16 protein-coding genes and 1 riboswitch are annotated in these 21,077 nt (G+C 70.6%); of the genes, 7 read left to right on the forward strand and 9 right to left on the reverse strand.

What is annotated here, in order from left to right; all coding sequences use genetic code 11:
• Positions 1 to 14: 14 nt before the first annotated feature.
• Both H9622_RS08400 and glyA read right to left on the reverse strand, forming a co-directional pair.
• Entirely contained in the window at positions 15 to 896 is an 882-nt protein-coding gene (locus H9622_RS08400; protein WP_191765938.1) for a bifunctional methylenetetrahydrofolate dehydrogenase/methenyltetrahydrofolate cyclohydrolase, read from the reverse strand.
• A 110-nt stretch (positions 897 to 1,006) separates the two neighbouring features.
• Entirely contained in the window at positions 1,007 to 2,281 is a 1,275-nt protein-coding gene (glyA, locus tag H9622_RS08405) for a serine hydroxymethyltransferase (RefSeq protein ID WP_191765939.1), read from the reverse strand.
• 67 nt (positions 2,282 to 2,348) lie between these two features.
• A riboswitch (ZMP/ZTP riboswitch) is annotated at positions 2,349 to 2,433 on the reverse strand.
• A gap of 232 nt (positions 2,434 to 2,665) precedes the next feature.
• On the opposite strand from glyA, the gene H9622_RS08410 reads away from it, so the two are divergent.
• The 5 genes from H9622_RS08410 to H9622_RS08430 all read left to right on the forward strand — a co-directional run bounded on the left by H9622_RS08410 (position 2,666) and on the right by H9622_RS08430 (position 9,618).
• Positions 2,666 to 4,174, forward strand: coding sequence for a family 20 glycosylhydrolase (locus H9622_RS08410; protein WP_191766138.1), 1,509 nt, complete (start codon positions 2,666 to 2,668; stop codon positions 4,172 to 4,174).
• Positions 4,171 to 5,298, forward strand: a complete 1,128-nt coding sequence (nagA, locus tag H9622_RS08415) for an N-acetylglucosamine-6-phosphate deacetylase (RefSeq protein ID WP_191765940.1) — start codon at positions 4,171 to 4,173, stop codon at positions 5,296 to 5,298. The genes H9622_RS08410 and nagA overlap by 4 nt, the downstream gene beginning before the upstream one ends.
• 443 nt (positions 5,299 to 5,741) lie before the next feature.
• Positions 5,742 to 7,793 carry a sigma-70 family RNA polymerase sigma factor gene (locus H9622_RS08420; protein ID WP_191765941.1) on the forward strand — a complete coding sequence of 684 codons (2,052 nt, stop codon included), beginning with the start codon at positions 5,742 to 5,744 and terminating at the stop codon, positions 7,791 to 7,793.
• Between the two features lie 50 nt (positions 7,794 to 7,843).
• Positions 7,844 to 8,230 carry a YrdB family protein gene (locus H9622_RS08425; RefSeq protein ID WP_191765942.1) on the forward strand — a complete coding sequence of 129 codons (387 nt, stop codon included), beginning with the start codon at positions 7,844 to 7,846 and terminating at the stop codon, positions 8,228 to 8,230.
• Complete coding sequence (locus H9622_RS08430) at positions 8,227 to 9,618, forward strand: FAD-binding oxidoreductase (protein WP_191765943.1); 1,392 nt, start codon at positions 8,227 to 8,229, stop codon at positions 9,616 to 9,618. Before H9622_RS08425 ends, H9622_RS08430 begins: the two co-directional genes overlap by 4 nt.
• Positions 9,619 to 9,651: 33 nt before the next feature.
• Here the strand turns inward: H9622_RS08430 and H9622_RS08435 are convergent, their stop codons facing one another.
• The 6 genes from H9622_RS08435 to H9622_RS08460 form a co-directional block, all read right to left on the reverse strand.
• Complete coding sequence (locus H9622_RS08435) at positions 9,652 to 10,431, reverse strand: glucosamine-6-phosphate deaminase (protein ID WP_191765944.1); 780 nt, start codon at positions 10,429 to 10,431, stop codon at positions 9,652 to 9,654.
• Entirely contained in the window at positions 10,424 to 11,350 is a 927-nt protein-coding gene (locus H9622_RS08440) for an ROK family protein (protein WP_191765945.1), read from the reverse strand. Before H9622_RS08440 ends, H9622_RS08435 begins: the two co-directional genes overlap by 8 nt.
• A 43-nt stretch (positions 11,351 to 11,393) precedes the next feature.
• Positions 11,394 to 12,365 carry a carbohydrate ABC transporter permease gene (locus H9622_RS08445; RefSeq protein ID WP_191765946.1) on the reverse strand — a complete coding sequence of 324 codons (972 nt, stop codon included), beginning with the start codon at positions 12,363 to 12,365 and terminating at the stop codon, positions 11,394 to 11,396.
• Positions 12,362 to 13,336 carry a carbohydrate ABC transporter permease gene (locus H9622_RS08450; protein ID WP_191765947.1) on the reverse strand — a complete coding sequence of 325 codons (975 nt, stop codon included), beginning with the start codon at positions 13,334 to 13,336 and terminating at the stop codon, positions 12,362 to 12,364. The genes H9622_RS08445 and H9622_RS08450 overlap by 4 nt, the downstream gene beginning before the upstream one ends.
• A gap of 186 nt (positions 13,337 to 13,522) precedes the next feature.
• Entirely contained in the window at positions 13,523 to 14,812 is a 1,290-nt protein-coding gene (locus H9622_RS08455) for an extracellular solute-binding protein (protein WP_191765948.1), read from the reverse strand.
• 108 nt (positions 14,813 to 14,920) lie between these two features.
• On the reverse strand, positions 14,921 to 16,120 hold the full coding sequence (locus H9622_RS08460; protein WP_191765949.1) for an ROK family transcriptional regulator: 1,200 nt from the start codon (positions 16,118 to 16,120) through the stop codon (positions 14,921 to 14,923).
• A gap of 143 nt (positions 16,121 to 16,263) precedes the next feature.
• On the opposite strand from H9622_RS08460, the gene H9622_RS08465 reads away from it, so the two are divergent.
• Together H9622_RS08465 and H9622_RS08470 are read left to right on the forward strand one after the other, a co-directional pair.
• A complete protein-coding gene (locus H9622_RS08465) occupies positions 16,264 to 16,731 on the forward strand; it encodes a hypothetical protein (RefSeq protein WP_191765950.1) in 468 nt (155 codons plus the stop codon).
• 103 nt (positions 16,732 to 16,834) lie between these two features.
• On the forward strand, positions 16,835 to 18,661 hold the full coding sequence (locus tag H9622_RS08470; protein WP_191765951.1) for a L,D-transpeptidase family protein: 1,827 nt from the start codon (positions 16,835 to 16,837) through the stop codon (positions 18,659 to 18,661).
• A 79-nt stretch (positions 18,662 to 18,740) separates the two neighbouring features.
• Here H9622_RS08470 and H9622_RS08475 read toward each other — a convergent pair whose 3' ends face one another.
• Positions 18,741 to 20,960 carry an NADP-dependent isocitrate dehydrogenase gene (locus tag H9622_RS08475; protein ID WP_191765952.1) on the reverse strand — a complete coding sequence of 740 codons (2,220 nt, stop codon included), beginning with the start codon at positions 20,958 to 20,960 and terminating at the stop codon, positions 18,741 to 18,743.
• Positions 20,961 to 21,077: the final 117 nt, after the last annotated feature.

Here is a 21,077-nt window from a genome sequence, read left to right on the forward strand (position 1 = left end):
GGGCGGAGAGCCGGTCAGCTCGAGAGCCGCTCCGCGGCCTCGACCACGTTCGTCATCAGCAGCGCGACGGTCATCGGGCCCACGCCGCCGGGGTTCGGCGAGAGGAAGCCGGCGACGTCGGCGACATCGGGCGCGACATCCCCGTACACCTTCGACTTGCCCGTCTCGGGGTCGATCTCGCGCGTCACGCCGACATCGAGCACGGCGGCGCCCGGCTTGACGTCTTCGGCGCGCACGATGTGCTTGACGCCCGCCGCCGCGACGATCACGTCGGCCTGGCGCAGGTGGTGCGACAGGTCGGCGGTGCCCGTGTGCGTGAGCGTGACCGTGGCGTTGTACTCGCGGCGCGTGAGGAGCAGGCCGATCGAACGGCCGATCGTGACGCCGCGGCCGACGACGACCACGTCCTTGCCGTTCAGGTCGTAGCCGTTGCGCAGGAGCAGCTCGATGACGCCGCGCGGGGTGCAGGGCAGCGGCGACGTGATGGGCGTGTTCACGTTGAGCACCAGCCGGCCGAGATTGGTCGGATGCAGGCCGTCGGCGTCCTTGTCGGGATCGATGCGCTCGAGGACCGCGTCGGTGTCGAGGTGCTTCGGCAGCGGCAGCTGCACGATGTAGCCGTGGCACTCGGGATCGGCGTTGAGCTCGTCGATCAGCGCCTCGACCTCGGCCTGCGTCGCGTCGGCGGGCAGCTCGCGCTGGATCGAGTTCATGCCGATCGACTCGGACTCGCGGTGCTTCATGCCGACGTACAGCTGCGAGGCCGGGTCTGCGCCCACGAGCACCGTCGCGATGCCGGGCGTGATGCCCCGCGCCGTGAGCGCGGCGACCCGCTCGGCCAGCTCGGCCTTGATCTCGGCCGCCGCGGCCTTGCCGTCGAGGGTGGTGGCAGTCATGCTCAGTCCTTCCTTCGCCGAGACGGCGCATCGGCGACCAGACGTCGTCTTTCGCGCGCGGTCTCGTCGTGATCGCGACGTTTCGGCGCGAGACGCCGGAACGCGGGGGGCTACTGCTGCAGGCCGGGGTACAGCGGGAAGGCCGCGGTCAGCGCCGCGACGCGTGCGCGCAGCGCCTCGACGTCGGCACCGGGCAGCAGCGCGAGGGCGATGACATCTGCGACCTCGGTGAACTCGGCGTCGCCGAAGCCGCGGGTCGCGAGCGCGGGCGTGCCGATGCGCAGGCCCGACGTGACCATCGGCGGACGCGGGTCGTTGGGCACCGCGTTGCGATTGACGGTGATGTGGATCTCGTGGAGGAGGTCCTCGGCCTGCTTGCCGTCGATCTCGGCGTTGCGCAGGTCGACGAGCACGAGGTGCACGTCCGTGCCGCCCGAGCGCACCGTGATGCCGGCATCCGCCACGTCCTGCTGCGAGAGACGCTCGGCGATGATGTGCGCACCGCGCAGCACGCGCTCCTGGCGCTCCGTGAACTCCGGGGTGCCGGCGAGCTTGAACGCCGTGGCCTTGGCCGCGATGACGTGCATCAGCGGGCCGCCCTGCTGACCCGGGAAGACGGCCGAGTTGATCTTCTTCGCGATGTCGGCGTCGTTGGTCAGGATGAAGCCCGAGCGCGGGCCGCCGATGGTCTTGTGCACGGTCGACGAGACGACGTGGGCGTGCGGCACCGGGTTCGGGTGCAGACCTGCGGCGACGAGACCGGCGAAGTGCGCCATGTCGACCCACAGCAGCGCGCCGACCTCGTCGGCGATCGCGCGGAACGCGGCGAAGTCGAGCTGACGGGGGTACGCCGACCAGCCCGCGATGATGACCTTGGGCTTGTGCTCGACGGCGAGGCGACGCACCTCGTCCATGTCGATGGTCGAGGTCTCGGGGTCGACACCGTACGCGACGATGTCGTAGAGACGACCCGAGAAATTGATCTTCATGCCGTGCGTGAGGTGACCGCCCTGATCGAGCGAGAGACCGAGCAGGGTGTCGCCCGGGCGCGCGATGGCGTGCAGCACGGCGGCGTTCGCCGTCGCACCCGAGTGCGGCTGGACGTTGGCGAACTCGGCGCCGAACAGCTCCTTCGCACGGGCGATGGCCAGCTCCTCGGCGACATCGACCTCTTCGCAGCCGCCGTAGTAGCGACGGCCGGGGTAGCCCTCGGCGTACTTGTTCGTGAGCACCGAGCCCTGCGACTGCAGGACCGAGACGGGCACGAAGTTCTCGGAGGCGATCATCTCGAGGTAGCCGCGCTGGCGTTCGAGCTCACGCTCGAGCACCTGTGCGATCTCGGGGTCGACCTCGGCGAGCGGGGCGTTGAAGTACTGATCGGTCATGAAGATCTCCTGACTGCGGCAGTGAACAGCGGTTGAGTAGCCCGCGGAGCGCGCGCTTATCGAAACTCACATCGGCCCAGGCGCGCGGTCGAATGCCGTAGTCGGTCGCTCCCCGGTGGTGGTCCACCTCAACGCCAGTCGCGACACACCGAGCATAACGGATGCCCCGGTCGGGCACTCCCCTGGCGACCGTCGATGACATGCGGCATCCGCTCGCCCGGGAGAGGCGCATCTTGGAGGCGGGACGCCGGAACGGTAGGCTGGCCTCACCCTTTTGTTAGGACTCTTTACATGAATCGTCGCCGAGGACGGACCGCAGCCATGGCCGCTGTCGTCATGGCGATCCTGGCAGGCTGCGCGCCCGCCGCCCAGAATGGAGACACTGTGTCGATCCCCGCCGTCGTCCCCGCCCCCGCCTCGCTCGATCCGAGGGCCGGCGCGCCCTTCCGGCTCACCGCTTCCGTGCGGATCGAAGGCGAAGCGGATGCCGCGGCCGCCCTCTCCGCGCTCGTCGAGGCCCGCACCGGCCGGACCCTCGCCGGCGACGGCAACGGCGACGGACCGACGGTGACCCTGGCGATCGAGCGGAGCGGCGCAGCCGAGTCCTACCGGCTCGTCGCGGACGAGGCATCCGTCACCGTCACCGGCGCCGACCCCGCCGGCCTCTTCTACGGGGTGCAGACCCTCGGGCAGCTCATCGCACGCGACGGCGACGACTGGATCGTTCCGGCTGTCGCGATCGACGACGCACCTCGCTTCGCCTACCGCGGCGTCATGCTCGACGTCGCCCGCCACTTCCACCCCGTCGACACCGTCAAGGCGTACATCGACCACGCGGCCGGGCTGAAGCTGAACGCGCTGCACCTGCACCTCAGCGACGACCAGGGGTGGCGCATCCAGCTGCACTCGCGCCCGAAGCTCACCGAGCTGGCGTCGAGCACCGCGGTCGGCGGCGACCCGGGCGGCTTCTACACCCACGACGACTACCGCGAGATCGTCGCGTACGCGGCATCCCGCCACATGATCGTCGTGCCCGAGATCGACATGCCGGGACACACCCATGCGGTCGGCCTCGCGTATCCCGAGCTCGTCGAAGAGCCGGTGATCGCCGAGCACATGCGCGAGGAGGGCTCCGAGCTGCCCGAGACCGGCCGGCCGTACCGAGGCATCGCGGTCGGCTTCTCGTCGCTCAAGATCCACGACGAGGCGACGTACGACTTCGCCGCCGACGTCTTCGGCGAGCTCGCGGGCCTGACGCCCGGGCCGTATCTCCACCTCGGCGGCGATGAGGCGCTCGGCACCTCCGACGAGGACTTCGCGCTGTTCGTGGCCAGGGTGAGCGCCATCATCGCCGACCTGGGCAAGACGCCGGTCGCCTGGCACGAGGCCGGGGACGCCCCCGATCTCGCCGAGGCGACAGTGGGCCAGTACTGGGGATTCGTGAAGCCCACCGACGGGATGGACGAGAAGGCGCGCGGTTTCGTCCGCAACGGCGGTCAGCTGATCCTCTCCCCCGCCGACGCGATCTACCTCGACATGCAGTACCCGACGGGTCCGACGCTGGGCCTCACGTGGGCGAACGGTCCGACGAGCGTGCAGCGCGCGTACGAGTGGGAGCCGTCCACGACGATCGACGGCATCGACGACAGCGACATCCTCGGCGTCGAGGCGCCGATGTGGAGCGAGACGATCCGCACGCTCGACGACATCGAGACGATGGCATTCCCTCGCGTCGCCGCCGCAGCCGAAGCAGCCTGGTCGCCCGCGACGGGTGCGAGCGACCTCCGTACCTGGGAGTCGTTCCGTGCTCGCGTCGGCGCGCTCGGCCCGCTGTGGACCAGCCTCGGCATCGGGTTCCACCCGAGCGGCGAGATCGACTGGGCGACGGAGTGAGCGCACTCGTCCATTCCGTGCGGCTCGTCGACGACGGACGCGTCACGGACGACGCGTGGGTCCTGTTCGACGGCGGCCGAGTGCGAGCGAGCGGGGTCGGCCGCGAGCGACCGGCGGCCGACGAACTCATCGACGGCGGTGGCGGATGCCTCGTCCCCGGGTTCGTCGACATCCACGGCCACGGCGGAGCCGGCGTGAGCTACGACGACGGCCCCGACGCCATCCGGACCGCGCGGGCCCTTCATCTGGCGCACGGCACGACGCGGGCCGTCATCTCGCTCGTCACCGCATCGCTCGATGACCTCGCCGCACGCGCCGCGATGGTCGCCGATCTCGCTTCGGCCGACCCGACGATCCTCGGCTCGCACCTGGAGGGGCCGTTCCTCGACGCAGGCCACAAGGGGGCGCACGCGCAAGACCTGCTGCGGGCGCCGGACGCAGCATCCGTCGATCGACTGCTCGAGGCGGGCCGTGGCACGATCCGCCAGGTCACCGTGGCTCCGGAGCTGCCGGGCGCCGATCGCGCGATCGCCCGGCTCGTCGACGCGGGTGTCGCTGTGGCTGTCGGGCACACCGACGCCGACGCGGACGCCGCGCATCGCGCCTTCGACGCCGGTGCGACGATCCTCACCCACGCGTTCAACGCGATGCGGCCGATCCACCATCGGGCGCCCGGGCCGGTCGTCGCCGCGATGCGCGACGGACGCGTGATCCTCGAGCTCATCGCCGACGGCACGCACGTCGACCTCGACCTGATCGCGGTGGTGTTCGCGGCGGCCGGCGATCGCGTCGCGCTCGTGACCGACGCGATGGCCGCGGCGGGAGCCGGTGACGGGCGGTACGAACTGGGCGGCCTCGAGGTCGTCGCCGATCAGGGTGTGGCCCGGCTGGCAGCCGGCGGAGCGATCGCCGGGTCGACCCTCACGCAGGACGACGCGCTGCGGCGCGTCGTCGCTGCGGGGGTAGCCCTGCCGGCGGCGGTGCGCGCGCTGACGTCTACACCGGCGCGGGCCGTCGGACGCGCGGATCTCGGAACGCTCGCCGTCGGCGGCATCGCCGACGCCGTCCTGCTCGACGACGACCTGCACGTGCAGCGCGTCTGGGTGGCGGGCGCCGCTGCCTGAGCGGATCCGCCCGCCGCGCAACCCGGGGCGTCGCGCGGCGGACGGAGCTGTGTGGTGTGACCGGTCGCCATTCGGGCAATGGCCACACAGGTCCGGATAGGGCGGGGTTCGGTGGTCCCTCCCCCGAGTTCCCACCGAGCCCCGCCTCCGGCGACACGGACGGTGTCCCGTCCTTCGCCGATGCTCACCGTGATCCCCACGATCGGCGAGCAACGATGTCTTGTAGATGAGACGGGCTGTCGGGCGTTCTATTACGCAGGTTCGGAGAAATTCCCCGGACGGGATCCGCACGTGTCGTCCGCCGACCGCACGAATCGAGGATTGATCTGGTCAAACCGGCCGATCACGGTCAGAATGGTGGGGCGGACCGATCACCATCGGCCCGCTTCGGCTGGATCGCCACTGGGGAGCGGTCTGAGCCGCGCAGCCGATCGGGGGAGACGGTGATCGATCACGACGAATCGACGATCGGCGAGCCGGCGCTCGCCGGTGACGCGGACCTCGTGCTGCGCAGCCGGTCCGGCGACGCGATCGCGTTCGGCGAACTCTGGCGCCGCCACTACCGCTCGGGCATCTCAGTAGCCCGCAGCGTCTCACCCACGACGGATCCCGATGACCTCGTGCAAGAGGCGTACACGAAGATCTACCAGTCGATCCTGCGCGGTGGCGGGCCGACGGGGTCCTTCCGGGCCTACCTCTTCACCAGCATCCGCAACACCGCCGCAGGCTGGGGCCGCACCCGGCGCGAGACCGCCATCGACGACCTCGAGACGCTCGAAGACCCGACGACGACCGACGAGGCGACGGCGGCGTCGCTCGACCGTGGGCTCACGCACCAGGCCTTCCGCAGCCTCCCGACGCGATGGCAGGAGGTGCTCTGGTACTCCGAGATCGAGGGCATGAAGCCGGCCGAGATCGCGCCCCTGCTCGGCATGAAGCCCACCGCCGTGGCGCAGTTGACCTTCCGCGCCCGCGAGGGCCTGCGGGAGGCATGGGTCCAGGCGCATCTGCGCTCGGTCGCCGACGGCTCGGACTGCGCGTGGTCGATCGAGCGCCTCGGCGCCTACTCGCGCAACAACGTCGGACGCCGTGACCGCGCCCGCATCGAGGGGCATCTCGCGAGCTGCGCGCGCTGTGCGATCGTCGCGAGCGAGGCCAAAGAGGTATCGAGCCGTCTCGCCCTCGTGCTCATCCCCCTCACCGTCGGGGTCGCCGGAACCGCCGGCTATCTCGCGACCCTGCAGGGTGGTGCGCCGATCGTCGCCCTCGCCGCCATGCCGTCGTCGGTGATGCAGGGCGCCGTCACCGCAGGCGCGGGCGCTGCAGGATCGGCCACCGCAGGCGCGGGCGCCGGGGCTGTCGGTGTCGGAACCTCGGCAGCGGGATCGACGGTCGTCGGCTCGTCCGGTCTCGCGGGCGCAGGATCGGCCGTCGGTGCAGGCTCCGCCGTCGGCGTGGGCTCGGCGGCGACCGCCGGTGCGGCCGGTGTGGCTGCGGCGAGCGGCGTCGGCGCCGCGAGCGCTGCGGCGACGGTCACAGCCGCCGCCACCGGCGGGCTCCTCAGCGCTGCAGGCGTGGCCGGAATCGCCGCAGCCGGACTCATCGTCGCCGGGACCGTCGCGGCGGCGGTCGCGCTGCCGGGCGCGAGCGACCCTGCTCCGGCCGAGGCCGAGCCCGCATCGGCGGTGCAGACGGTGGTCCAGGATCCGCTCACGCCGCTCGAGATGATCGCGGCGGCGACGGTCCCGGTCGCCGCGCCGGGTGGACCGGCCCCCTCCGACATCCCGGTCGCCCCCGCGGAGACGATAGACACCGCCGCCGACCCGCAGAACGGGAGCACCCCGGCCGAGGAGGGCGGGAGCGGCGCCACGGGCGACGCACGCATCGACACGCACGTCGCCGATGGCACCGCAGGCGTCACCAGCGGCGGCACCAACAACGGCACCAACGGCAATGGGGGCACCAACAACGGCGGGACCAACAACGGCACCAACGGCAACGGCGGCACCAACTCCGGTGGCGTGAACAACGGCACGACGGGCAGTGGCGGCACCAACAGCGGCACCAATGGCAACGGCGGGACCAACAACGGCGGGACCAACAACGGCGGCACCAACAACGGCGGCGTGAACAACGGCACGCCCCAGAGCGGCAGCGTGGGCAACGGCGGCGCCAACGGCAACGGCGGCGCGGGTGGCGTCGAGTCGTCCGCGGGCGTGCCCGACGGATCGCCGTCGATCGTGTCGAGCTCGGTGTCGACGACGGACGGATCGACGTCGATCGACGTGATGGTGGGCGGCGCAGCGGGCGCCACCGTGCAGGCTCGGATCCGCGGCACGGTCCGGGCGACGGCGCTGCTCGACGGCGGCACCGCTGTTCTCACCATCGCGCCGTCCGCGGCCGAGCTCGCCGCCGACGCTCGCCTCGAGCTCCGTTATGTCGACGGCGCTCGTGTCGGTACTCCGGTCAGCACCCGGCTGAGCGACCTGTTCTGACGCACTCCTCGCGCCTGAACGGGTGACCGGCGGCGCCTAAACTGGACGTCATGTCCGACTCCGCCCGCCCCGCGTCCTCCGCCGAGCCTGCCCCCGGCACGCGGGCACCGCTGTCGGCGATCGACATCCTCGCCTTCCTGTGCGAACTCTTCGCCTTTGCCACACTTGCGATCTGGGGCTTCGCGTCCTGGCCGTTCCCCTGGAACATCGTGGCCGGCATCGGTGCGCCCGTGCTGGCGATCGTCGTCTGGGCGCTCTTCGTCTCCCCCCGCGCCGTGTTCGCGGTGCACCCGTTCGTCCGCGCGCTCGTCGAGCTGCTCGTCTACGCGTCGGCGACCATCGCGTGGTGGAGCATGGACCAGGCCTGGATCGGGCTCGGCTTCGGCATCGTCGCGGTGACCATCGGCGTGATCGCAGGCCGGCGCCGGTTCGCGTGAGCACGCCGGCCGATGTCGTCGCGCAGCTGCGCGCCGTCCTCGGCGAGCGCGTCGACACCTCCCCCGCGTCGCTGGCCGCCGTCCGCGCCGACAAGTCGGGGCACGCGGCATCCGGAACCCCTCTCGCCGTCGTGCACGCCACCTCGGTCGCAGACGTGCAGCAGACGCTCCGCATCGCGAGCGCGACCCGCACGCCGGTCGTCACGCGCGCAGCCGGAACCGGCCTCGCCGGCGGCGCGAACGCCGGGGCGGGTGAGATCGCCCTCTCCGTGCGCCGTATGGACCGCATCCTCGAGGTGCGTCCCGACGACCTGCTCGCGGTCGTCGAGCCGGGCGTCGTCAACGCCGACCTCAACACAGCGCTCGCCGAGCACGGGCTGTGGTGGGCTCCCGACCCCGCCAGCCGCGCCACCTCGACCGTCGGCGGCAACATCGCGACGGGCGCCGGGGGTCTGCTGTGCGCGAAGTACGGGGTCGTGCGCGACGCCGTACTGGGGGTCGACCTCGTCCTCGCCGATGGCCGTCTGCTCCACCTCGGTCACCGCACGGTCAAGGGCGTCACCGGTCTCGACCTGACGTCGCTCGTCATCGGCTCCGAGGGCACGCTCGGCGTCGTCGTGGGGGCCACCCTGAAGCTGCGCCGGCTCGTCCCCGGCGAGGTGCGCACGATCGCCGCGACCTTCCCGGGCGTGCGCGCCGCGGCTGAGGCATCCGCCGCCGTGACCGCCTCAGGTGTGCAGCCGGCGATCATGGAGCTGATGGATGCCGCGTCCCTTGCGGCCGTCCACCGACTGCTGTCGCTCGAGCCGCCGACCCCCGGTGCGGCGCAGCTGACGATCCAGACGGACGGTCCTGCCGCAGGCCTGGAGGCGGAGCGCATCGCAGAGGTCCTGACGGCGGCCGGCGGCACCGTCGCCGTCTCACACGACCGTGCGGAGGGCGAGCGCCTGCTGGCGATCCGCCGGTCGATGCACCCCGCGATGGAGACCCTCGGCACCGCCCTGATCGAAGACGTCTCGGTGCCGCGCAGCGCGCTGCCCGCGATGTTCGACGAGATCGCCCGGGTGGAGCGCGAGCACGGCGTCGTCATCCCGACCGTCGCGCACGCCGGAGACGGCAACCTGCACCCGAACTTCATCTTCGACGCCGTGCCCGACGAGTTCGGAGTCATCGAGGCACCCGCTCACATCTGGGCAGCCGCCGACGATCTCTTCCGTGCGGCGCTGCGCCTGGGCGGTACGCTGACCGGCGAGCACGGCGTCGGGGTGCTCAAACGGCGCTGGCTCGTCGACGAGCTCGGCGAAGATCAGTGGGACCTGCAGCGACGGATCACGCGCCAGTTCGACCCGCTCGGCATCCTGAACCCGGGCAAGGTCTTCGCGGACTGAACCCTCGCAGGCGTCCGGCGATCGCTGCGCCGGTCAGAGACCCTGCCACGCGGGCTTGTTGGCGTATGCGTAGCGGTAGTAGTCGGCGTGGGCGAGCCTGCTCGCCGCGGCCTCGTCGACGAGCACCGTGGCGTGCGGGTGCAGCTGGATCGCCGACCCGGGAAGGGATGCCGTCACCGCGCCTTCGACCGCACCGGCGACGGCCTCGGCCTTGCCCTCGCCGAACGCGAGCAGCACGAGGTGACGCGCGCGCATGATGGTGCCGAGCCCCTGGGTGATGCAGTGCCGGGGGACGTCGTCGACGCGGTCGAAGAACCGCGCGTTGTCTTCGCGCGTCTGCTCGGTGAGCGTCTTCACCCGCGTGAGGGACGCGAACGACGAGCCGGGCTCGTTGAAGCCGATGTGGCCGTCGGTGCCGATGCCGAGGAGCTGCAGGTCCACCCCGCCCGCCTCGGTGATCGCACGCTCGTAGTCGTCGCCGGCGTGCTCGATGCCGTCGAGCGACCCGTCCGGCACGCGCACGAGCGCCGGGTCGAGGCCGAGCGGCTCGACGACTTCGCGCGAGATCACCGAGCGGTAGCTCTCGGGGTGGGCGGGGTCGAGGCCGACGTACTCGTCGAGGGCGAAGCCGCGCACCCGCGAGACGTCGAGGCCGGCGACACGCGGGCGCAGCGCTTCGTACACGGGGAGCGGCGTGGACCCGGTGGCGAGGCCGAGCACCGCGCGCGGATTCGCGCGGATGAGGCGCACGATCTCGTCGGCGGCGATCGCGCCGGCCTCATCCGGGTCTCGGACGATGATGATCTCAGCCACGCGTGAGCGCCCCCTCCGGGTCGCGGGCGGCACCGATGAGCGCCGCGCCCAGTGCGGCGGCGGGAGAACCCGCGGGCAGCAGCTCGACGCGCTCCTGAAGACGCAGGGAGCGCATGAACGGGGATGCCTCGGCACTCGCTGCGAGCTCGGCCGCGACATCCGCCATCAGCCGTGGGCCGAGCGCCGTGACGCCGCCGCCCAGCACGACGGCGTCGACGTCGGCGGTGAGCACGAGCACGCGCACGGCCGCCGCCACGCCCCGGGCCAGGCCCGCACGCAGCTCGCGCGCCCGGGCGTCTCCGGCGTCGGCGGCGTCGAACACATCGCGCACCGGCAGCGCCGCGGCGTGGCCCCAGCGCTCGGCGATCGAACCGCCGCCGGCGAGCGCTTCGATGCAGCCGCGCTGACCGCAGCGGCAGAGCGGCCCGTTCGGGTCGACCGAGATGTGGCCGACCTCGCCGGCCGTGCCGCGCGCACCGCGCCACAGCACGCCCTCGCTGACGATGCCCGCCGCGATGCCGGTGCCGAGATTGAGGTAGGCCATCGACCCCGAGCCGCCGTGCAGCGCGAACGCGCCGAGTGCGGCTGCCTTGACGTCGTTCTCGACGCCGACCGGCACGCCGAGGCGCGACTGGGTCGCCGCGACGAGGTCGAGCTCCTCGACGCCGAGGTTCACGGCGTGCACGACACGTCCGGTGCCCGGCTCGATCTGACCCGGGATGCCGATGCCGACCGAGCAGATCGCCGAGACGTCCACGCCGGCCTCGCGCCCCAGGGCGCTCACTGCGTCGAGGACGGTGCCGGTGACGGCATCCGGTCCCCATCCCGTCGCCAGGCGGACGCGACCCGCGATCGCGCCCGAGTCGTCGACCGCCACCGCGTCGGTCTTGGTTCCTCCGACATCGAGCCCGACCTTCATCGCCCCGTCTCCCGGCGGGAGAGGGTGTGGTTCACAGCGCGCATCAGCCCTTTACCGCCCCCGACACGAGACCGCCGGTCATGCGGCCCTGCACGATGAGGAAGAAGATGACGACCGGGATCGCGATCATCGTCGAGCCCGCCATCACGGCGCCCCAGTTGACGGCGCCGCCGACCGAGGACGACTGGAAGGCGTTGAGCCAGGGCATCAGCGTCAGGTTGTAACCACGCAGGAACAGGAGGGCCATGGTGAACTCGTTCCACGCCTGGATGAAGGCGAAGATGCCCGTGGCGACCAGCCCCGGGGCGAGCAGCGGGAAGGTGACCTTCCAGAACGCCTGCGACTTGGTGCACCCGTCGATCATCGCCGCCTCTTCCAGGTCGGCAGGCACGCCCGCGACGAAGCCGCGCAGCGTCCAGATGGTGAAGGGCACGACCATGGCGACGTAGACGATCCCGAGGCCCAGCAGCGTGTTCATCAGGCGCCAGTCGTCGATCATGCCGTAGATCGTGAACATCATCGCCTCGCCGGGGATCATCTGCACCACCAGAACGGCGACGATGAACGTCCAGCGACCGCGGAACTTGAATCGGGCGAGCGCGATCGACGCGAGGAAGGCGAACAGCAGCGTCACCACCAGGACGCCGGCCGTGATCATGAGCGTCGTCGGCAGCGCGTGGGCGAAGTCGGTCTGCCCGGGGGCGGCCTCGCGGCCCCACGCGGAGCGGTAGTTGCTGAACGTGAAGTCGAAGGGGAACAGACTCGGGTTGCGGCTGATGATCTTCGAGTTCGGCGTGAACGAGAGGTTCACCATGTAGTACACGGGGAACACGGACATCACGAAGACGATGAGAGCCGCGATGTTGAGGAACGTGCGCGTGACGATGCGCTTCGGCGACGGCCGCCGCGCGTCGATCGAGCCGCGCCTCGGCGTCTTCGCGTTGCCGACCTCGCCGAGCACCTCGTCGACGCCGACGGTGCTGAGCTGAGTGCCGGTGCTGACCTGGGTGCTCACAGTTCCTCCTCCTTGAGGGTGGTGCGCACGTATCCCCACGAGAGGACGAGCAGCAGGACGACCATGACGACGCCGATGGCTGCGGTGAATGCGACTTCGCCGGGACCCTGGCGGAACAGGTAGGTGCCGAGCACGTTGGTCTCGCGCGCGATGCCGCCTCGGCTCTGCAGCGCGTACACCTGGGTGAAGATGCGCAGATTCCAGATGATCTGCAGCACCAGCACCACGGTCAGCACGCTGCGCAGGTACGGGAACACGATGTTCCAGAAGCGCTTCCACCCGTTCGCGCCGTCGAGCGACGAGGCCTCGAGCACCTCGGCGGGGACCTGGCCGAGGCCGGCGTAGGTCGTGAAGGCGACGAACGGCACACCCTGCCACACCACGATGATCGTGAGGACGAAGAAGAACGAGTACGGGTTGAGCAGCCAGGGGTGGTTGGTCCAGTCGTCGGTTCCCGTGATCGTGTTCAGCGCCCAGTTGACCAGTCCGTACTGGGTGTCGAAGATCCATCCCCACACGACCGTCGCCGTCAGCGGAGGCATGGCCCAGGCGAGCAGCAGCCCGACGGAGACGACGATCCGCCACGCACGGCTGAGCCGGGTCATCAGGACGGCGATGAGGACGCCGAACACCATGATGAGCACGGTCATGACGACCATGAGCGCCAGGCTGCGGATGAGCACGGCGGGGAAGTCCGACTGCGTGAACAGGTCGAGGTAGTTCTCGAAGCCGACGAAGTTCGGCATCGTGCCCTGCACCTTGTTGCGCACGGTGTAGTCGGTGAACGACTGGATGACCATGAGCACGGCCGGGTAGGCGACCATCACGCCGAGGATGATCAGGGAGGGGGCGAGCAGCGTCCAGGCGCTGCGCGCATCGCGGCGGGCGCGCGCCTTCTCCCGTGAGACGGGCGGGCGAGGGCCGGTGCGCCGCCGTTCGGCGGGCCGGACCGCGGTGGCGGTGTCGCTCATGTCGTCTCCTCTCTTGGGTATGCGGCCGGGCACGACGAGGTGTCCGGCGGAGCGTGAAAGATGTCTGCGGAGAGGACCGATCTCCGGGTCAGGCGCAGGTCCGCGACCTGAGTCTGGCCGAGTGCTCGGTCCGGGTGAAGGGGTCCCGGCCCGGTCGGAACCGGGACCCCTCACCTCCGGGGGCACTTACTTGTTGAGGATGTCCTCGATCTGCGTGTCGAGCTCGTCGGCGACGGTCTGGACGTCCTCACCCTGCGCGATGCGCACGAGCGCGTCGGGGATGATCAGCGCAGCCTCGACCTCGCCCCAGTTCGGGCTCGCCGGGGTGAACTTCGAGTTCGCCAGCGCCTCGGCCTGGGCCTTGGCGGAGTCCGTGTCGGGCAGAGCCGACGCGGCCGAGATGATTCCCGGAACGAGGCCCTGCTCGGCGAGCAGCTCCTGGTAGCCCGTGGAGAGCATGATCTCGAGCGCGGCCTTGGCCTTGGTCTGCGCGTCGCTCTTGAACGCGATCGCGACGTTGGACCCGCCGGCGAAGATCGGGGCGGTCTCGCCCTCCTCGAGGCCCGGCAGCGCGAACGCGCCGAGGTCCTTCGCGTAGGTGTCGGGGCATCCGTTGGACACCTCTTCGCCCGCCGCCTCGTCACCCCACGGCCAGGCGCCCGTCAGGTTGCCCTCCGCCCACGCCGGGGTCGACAAGAAGCCGACCTCGCCCGCGCAGAAGGCGATGTTGCCGAGACGCTCGTTGCCGTCGACCGGGGCGACGGTGGCGTTCTCGTAGACGTCCTGCAGCATCTCGAGGCCCTTGACGCTCTCGGGGCTGCCGAACTGGGCGTCCCACACATCGCCGTCCTGGACGGCGATCTCGCCGCCGTTGGCCCAGACGTACGGAAGCGCGTTGTACCAGTCACGGCCCGGAGCGTAGATGCCCGAGACGGTCGCGGTGGTCAGCTCCGCCCCCTTCTCGACGTACTCCTCGAGCGTGGCGGGGAGGGTGTCGCCGACGATCTGAGGCGTGTAGAAGACGACGCGGCCACCGGCGTAGTACGGCGCGGCCCACAGCGAGTCGTCGTAGGTGCCGGCCTCGACGAGACCCGGCAGCAGGTCGTCGCCGCCCAGCGCATCCTCCATGTCGGAGATGTCGAGGAACAGGCCCTTGTCGGCGAAGCCGATCGCCTGCGTGTTGCCGACCTCGACGACATCCGGAGCGTCATTGGACGACAGCGCCGCCTCGTACGTGTCTGAGACGTCGGCCCAGGTCTTCTCCTCGATGGTGAGGGTCCAGCCGTCGTTCTCCTCCTCGAAGGTCTCCTTGAGGTAGTCGCGGGCCGTCTGCGGCGTGTCGGTGCCGACCAGCCACACGGTCAGGTCGCCGGTCGCGGCCTCGCTGGGGGCAGCAGCGCCGCCGCCGCCCGCGCATCCGGCCAGAACGACAGCCGAAGCGCCGACGAGCGCGAGGGCTCCGAGCTTCTTGTTCATGGTGTCTTCCTTTGGTTCTCTTGGTGGTGATGACGGGCCGGGTGACCCATCCAGGGGGGATTTGGTTCTGGGGCTCCGGAGTCAGACCCCGGCAGCGCAGCCTTTGCGCTAGGAGACCCCGAGTTGTCCTGACAGGACCATGACGGCCGCGCCGCGCAGGACGATGTCCTGGCCTTGCTCCGTCATCCGCACGCGGACGCTGTCGTGGACGTGCGCCAGCGTTCGGGTGCGCAGGGTCTCGACGGTCGCTTCCGCGAGGGGTCCGTCGAGAAGTTCGATGGGGCCGGAGAGCACGATCTCCGACAGGTCGAGCACGCCGACCACGGGTGCCAGCGCAATGCCGAGGCGCTCCCCCGCGTCGCGCAGGATGCCTTCCCGATCTTCGGGAGCGGATGCCGCGGCCAGCCGCGACGTCAGCGAGGGGACCGACAGCCATGCCTCGAGGCAGCCGACCTTGCCGCAGCCGCAGACCGGGCCGCCGTCGGTGCCGACGGTGACGTGACCGATCTCGCCCGCGGCGAAGCGGCCGCCGCGCATGGGCTGACCGCCGGCCAGGAGGCCGGAGCCGACACCGCGGCCGACCTTGACGAGCAGCACGTCGTCACCGGCACCGCCGAAGGTGTACTCGGCGAGGACCGCGGCGTTCGCGTCGTTGGCGACGAGCACCGGGAGTCCGAGCGCGCTCTGGAGGGCACCCTCGAGGTCGAAACCCGCCCAGCCGAAGTTCGGGGCGGTGAGGATGACGCCGCGGTCGTCGACGACACCGGGGGTGCCGACGCCGATGCCGAGGACCGGAGCGTGCGACTCGGCGACGAGCACGCGCGCGAGCTCGACGACCGTCGACACGACGTCGTCGGCCTGCGGCAGTGCGACCTCACGGCGGAACACGATGTCGCCGTCGAGGGTGAGCACCGCGCCGATGATGGTGTCGCTCCCCGAGAGGTCGATGCCGACGATGCGGTGACCGTCACGGTCGAGATCGACGAGGATCGCCGGCTTGCCCGGACCCGATGCCTCCCGCACGCCCATCTCTGCGACGAACCCGTCGGCGATGAGCTCGGCGACGAGGTCGGAGATCGTCACGCGGGTGAGGCCGGTCTCTCGGGAGAGGTCGGCGCGGCTCATGGCGCCCTGGTGGAAGAGAGTCTGCAGCACGAGCGACCGGTTGTGGCCGCGGGCGTGCTCGGGGAGCACCTTGCCGCCCTGGCGCAGGGCCCGGTGCGAGCCGAAGCCGCGCCCGGTGGCGTTTCCTGAAGGGTGCGGCGACTCGAGAGTGGAAGAGCCGCGCTGCACTTCCGATGCAGACATGTTTGTTAGTAGACCTTACGAACAAACGATCCGCAACCCTGGAGAGGTATTTGGGCGGCGTGTTTACAAAACTGTTACACCCCTGCCAGGGAGTCGGCTGTGCGTGCCTCCCCGGCTCGGATGCCGTCACCTACAGTGGGACGATGCGTACGACGCCCCTTTCCCATCGCTTCGCCGCGCTCACCGTTGCCGCCGTCGCCCTCCTGGGTCTCACGGGCTGCACCGGCTCCGGCGGTGCAGCCGGCACGCCCGCCTCGTCGGGTGGCTCCGACGGCGGGACTCAGACCACGTCCGAGGCCTGCGACCTCGTGAACGACATCATGACCGACGCCTCGGCGCAGTTCGAGAACATGGACCCGAACGACCCGGACGCCGTCGTCGAGGCCATGGACGCCGCCGTGCAGAGCCTCGCCGAGGCGTCCGACCAGGTGACGAACGCGGAGGTCAAGGCGATCCTGCCCGAGCTGCAGTCGATGTTCGGCCAGGTGGCAGACCTCATGTCGGCGATCGTCGAAGGCGACACCTCGAAGGTCGGCGAGCTCGAGGAGCTCGGTGAAGGCTTCCAGGAGACCGGTGCGCGGTTCCAGGAGCTGTGCACACCGACCGAGTGACCCGCCGTCGCGGCGCGTGACACCGTGACCAGGTCGTTGCCCGCCCGCACAGGCGCGTCATCTACCATGGGGGCAACGTTGCTCACAACCGGGGGGTGAAGACGTGACGGATCTGGCGACCAAGTCAGGGGCCGAAAACGCGCAGGCTGACGACAGCGCGGTCATCGACGACGCCGCGCTCACCGACGCCGACACGGCCGACATCGACGAGACCGATCTCGACGACGCCGACGCCGACGCCGACGAGACCGAGGGTCCGGTCGCCGACGAGACCGATGACCTCGCCGACGAGACCGAAGCCGACGCGGACGCGGACGCGGACGAGTCCGAACATCCTGTCGCGGACGAGACCGATGACCGCGCCGACCACGACGGGACCGCCGCCGCCGACGAACAGCCCGCCGACGAGACGACGACCGTGCTCGCCTCCGTCGCCGCGACCGACGTCGCCCCTGACGCGGCCGCCCCGACGGAGGCCGTCTCCCCCATCGCCGACGACGCGCCCGCCCACTCCGATCCGGTGGGCGGCGGACCGTCCACTCCCGCGTATGCGTGGGCGCCGATGGAGCCCGCTCCCAAGAAGAGCCGCAAGCCGCTGTGGATCGGCCTCGGCGCCGGTGCCGCCGTCGTCGCGCTCACGATCGCCTCGGTCACGCTCATCGCACCCGGCACCTCTGTGGCCGGAGTCCAGGTCGGTCTCCTCCCGCAGGCCGTCGCCGCCGACGTCGTCAACCAGCGCCTCGCAGACACCACGATCGTCCTCGTGGGCGAGGGCGGCGGTGCCGAGGTGACCGGCGCCGACCTCGGCGCTTCGGTCGACGCGAGCGGCCTCGTCGCCGAGGCGTTCGCCGCCAACCCGCTGTGGAACGTCACGGCGTGGTTCCCGGAGTCCCTCGACGCGCCCGTCCGCATCGATGACGAGACCGCCACCTCCGTCTTGCGCGCAGCCGCCCCCGAGCTCTACACCGAGCCGGTCGACGCGACCCTCGCCTACGACGCCTCATCGGTGTCGTACGTGACGACGCCCGCCGAGCCCGGCACGGGCATCGACATCGCCGCGCTGCGCGCCGCGCTGCAGGACGCCTTCGAGGCCGGTGAGACGCGCGTCGAGTTCGAGGCCGTCTCCGCACCCGTCCAGGCGACCACCCCGACGTACGTCGCCGACGCCGCCGCGGCTCGCCTCAACGGCATCCTCACCACCGCGGGTTTCTACGTCGGCAGCGAGCGCACGGTGCCCATCGCCCGCGAGGTCGCCGCCTCGTGGCTCACGGTGACGCCCGGAGAGCGCGGCACCTTCGACATCTCGGCCGACGCCGCCGCGATCGAAGAGATCGTCGCCGGCCTGCCGGAGCAGGTCGACCGCGCGGTGGTGGACGCCACCGTCATCACCAACTCCGCCGGAGAGGTGCTCCGCGCGATGTCGGAGGGCGTCACCGGCCGCACGCTCGGCGACACCTCGACGATCGCCGACGACTTCGCCGCCCAGCTCGCCGCCGGCAACGGGGCGTACGAACTGCCCATCACCGAGACCGAGTTCAAGACCACGGCGCTCGAGCGCCGCGTCGAAGTCGACCTGAGCGCGCAGACCACGTACCTCTACGAGAACGACAAGGTCATCGGCACCTACACGATCTCTTCGGGCATGAACGCCACCCCGACGCCGACCGGGCATTTCACCGTGAACGCGTACACGCGCATCCAGGACATGGGCGCGCTGTGCTACAACCCGGAAGCGGTCAACAGCTACTGCACCGAGGATGTGCCCTGGATCACGTGGTTCGCTCCCGACATCGCCTTCCACGGCGCCTCGGCCTTCCGCTCCGCGCTCGGGTTCCAGCAGAGCCACGGCTGCGTGAACATGTGGGACGCCGACGCGAAGTTCATCTACGACTGGACGGTCACCGGCACCGAGGTGTGGGTGCACGCCTGATCACACGCGTTTCGGCCGCGGCCGGGAACAGAAGAGCGGATGCCCCGCGCCGAGGCATCCGCTCTTCTCTTCGTCTTGATCAGCCGAGCGCGTCGATGATCTCGTTGAACGTCTTGGACGGGCGCATGACCGACTCGACCAGCGCGGTGTCGGGACGGTAGTAGCCGCCGATGTCGGCGGGCGCTCCCTGCACGGCGATCAGCTCGGCGACGATGTCGTCCTCACGGGCCGCGAGAGCCTCGGCGACCGGCCCGAAGGAGGCGGCGAGAGCAGGGTCGGCCTTCTGCGACGCCAGCTCCTGAGCCCAGTACAGGGTCAGGTAGAAGTGGCTGCCGCGGTTGTCGATCGTGCCCAGGGCACGGCCCGGTGACTTGTCGTTCTCGAGGAACGTGCCGGTGGCGGCGTCGAGCGTGTCGGCGAGGACCTGCGCGCGCACGTTTCCGGTCGTGGTCGCGAGGTGCTCGAGCGAGGCAGCGAGCGCGAAGAACTCGCCGAGCGAGTCCCACCGCAGGTAGTTCTCCTCGAGCAACTGCTGCACGTGCTTGGGCGCGGAGCCGCCGGCACCTGTCTCGAACAGCCCGCCGCCGGCGAGCAGCGGAACGATCGAGAGCATCTTGGCGCTCGTGCCGACCTCGAGGATCGGGAAGAGATCGGTGAGGTAGTCGCGCAGCACGTTGCCCGTGACCGAGATGGTGTCTTCGCCCTTGCGCAGGCGGTCGAGCGAGTACTGCGTCGCCGCCGCGGGGGCGAGGATCTCGATCGTGAGGCCGTCGGTGTCGTGATCTGCGAGGTACTCGTCGACCTTGGCGATGAGGGCGGCATCGTGCGAGCGGCTCTCATCGAGCCAGAACACGGCGGGAGCGCCGGTCGCGCGGGCGCGCGTGACGGCGAGCTTCACCCAGTCGCGCACCGCGATGTCCTTCGTCTGCGTGGCGCGCCAGATGTCGCCCGCCTCGACGTCGTGCTCGATCAGCACGTCGCCGGCGCTGTCGACCACCTGCACCACGCCGGGCGCCGCGATCTCGAACGTCTTGTCGTGGCTGCCGTACTCCTCGGCCGCCTGCGCCATGAGCCCGACGTTCGGGACCGTGCCGATCCGGGCGGGGTCGAGCGGTCCGTGGGCGATGACGTCCTCGATGACCGTCTGGTAGACGCCGGCGTAGGACGAGTCGGGGATGACCGCGAGAGTGTCGGCCTCGCCGCCGTCGGCGCCCCACAGCTTGCCGCCGTTGCGGATGAGGGCGGGCATCGAGGCGTCGACGATGACGTCGGACGGCACGTGGAGGTTGGTGATGCCCTTATCGGAGTTGACGTACGAGAGGCGGGGGCCGCGCTCGAGGTCGGCCTGGATGGCGGCCGCGATGGCGTCGCCGCCCTCGACGGACGGGAGACCGGCGAGGATCGCACCGAGACCGTCATTGGGGGTGAGGCCCGCCTCGGCGATCGTGTCGCCGTACGTCGCGAACACATCGGCGAAGTACGCCTTGACGACGTGGCCGAAGATGATCGGGTCGCTGACCTTCATCATCGTGGCCTTGAGGTGCACCGAGTAGAGCACGTCGTCGGCCTTCGCGGCGGCGAGCGTCTCGGCGAGGAAGGCATCGAGCGCAGCGGCCGAGAGGAAGGTGGCGTCGATGATCTCGCCCGGCAGCACCTTGAGGCCGCTCTTCAACTCGGTCGTGGTGCCGTCGGCCGCGACGTGCCGGATCGAGAGCACGTCGTCGGCGAGGATGACCGTGGACTTCTCGTTCGACTTGAAGTCGTCGTGCCCGAGCGTGGCGACACGGGTCTGGGAGCCCTCGGCGAACGCCTTGTTGCGGTGCGGATGCTTGCGCGCGTAGTTCTTCACCGACAGTGGGGCACGGCGGTCGCTGTTGCCCTCGCGGAGCACGGGGTTGACGGCGGAGCCCTTGATGCGGTCGTAGCGGGCGCGGACGTCCTTCTCCTCGACGGTCTCGGGCTCGTCGGGGTAGTCGGGGATGTCGTACCCCTGGGACTGCAGCTCGGCGATGGCCGCCTTGAGCTGCGGGATCGAAGCCGAGATGTTCGGCAGCTTGATGATGTTCGCCTCGGGAAGCGTCGCGAGTCCGCCCAGTTCGGCCAGTGCGTCACCCACCTGCTGCTCGGTCGTCAGCTTCTGCGGGAAGGCGGCGAGCACGCGTCCGGCGAGCGAGATGTCTCGGATCTCGACGTCCACCCCCGCCTGGCTCGTGACGGCCTTCACAATCGGCAGGAACGAGGCTGTGGCAAGCGCCGGAGCCTCGTCGGTGTAGGTGTAGATGATGGTCGAATCGGTCACCGGGTGCGTCTCCGTTCAGTGGTCTTTCCAGCCTATCGCAAGGGCAAAGTATCTCGACATCGAGATATATCCCTTTGTAAAGCGCACGTGAACAAGACCGGTCGACGATGCCTGGCG

This window comes from Microbacterium gallinarum, assembly GCF_014837165.1.
Classification (GTDB): domain Bacteria; phylum Actinomycetota; class Actinomycetes; order Actinomycetales; family Microbacteriaceae; genus Microbacterium; species Microbacterium gallinarum.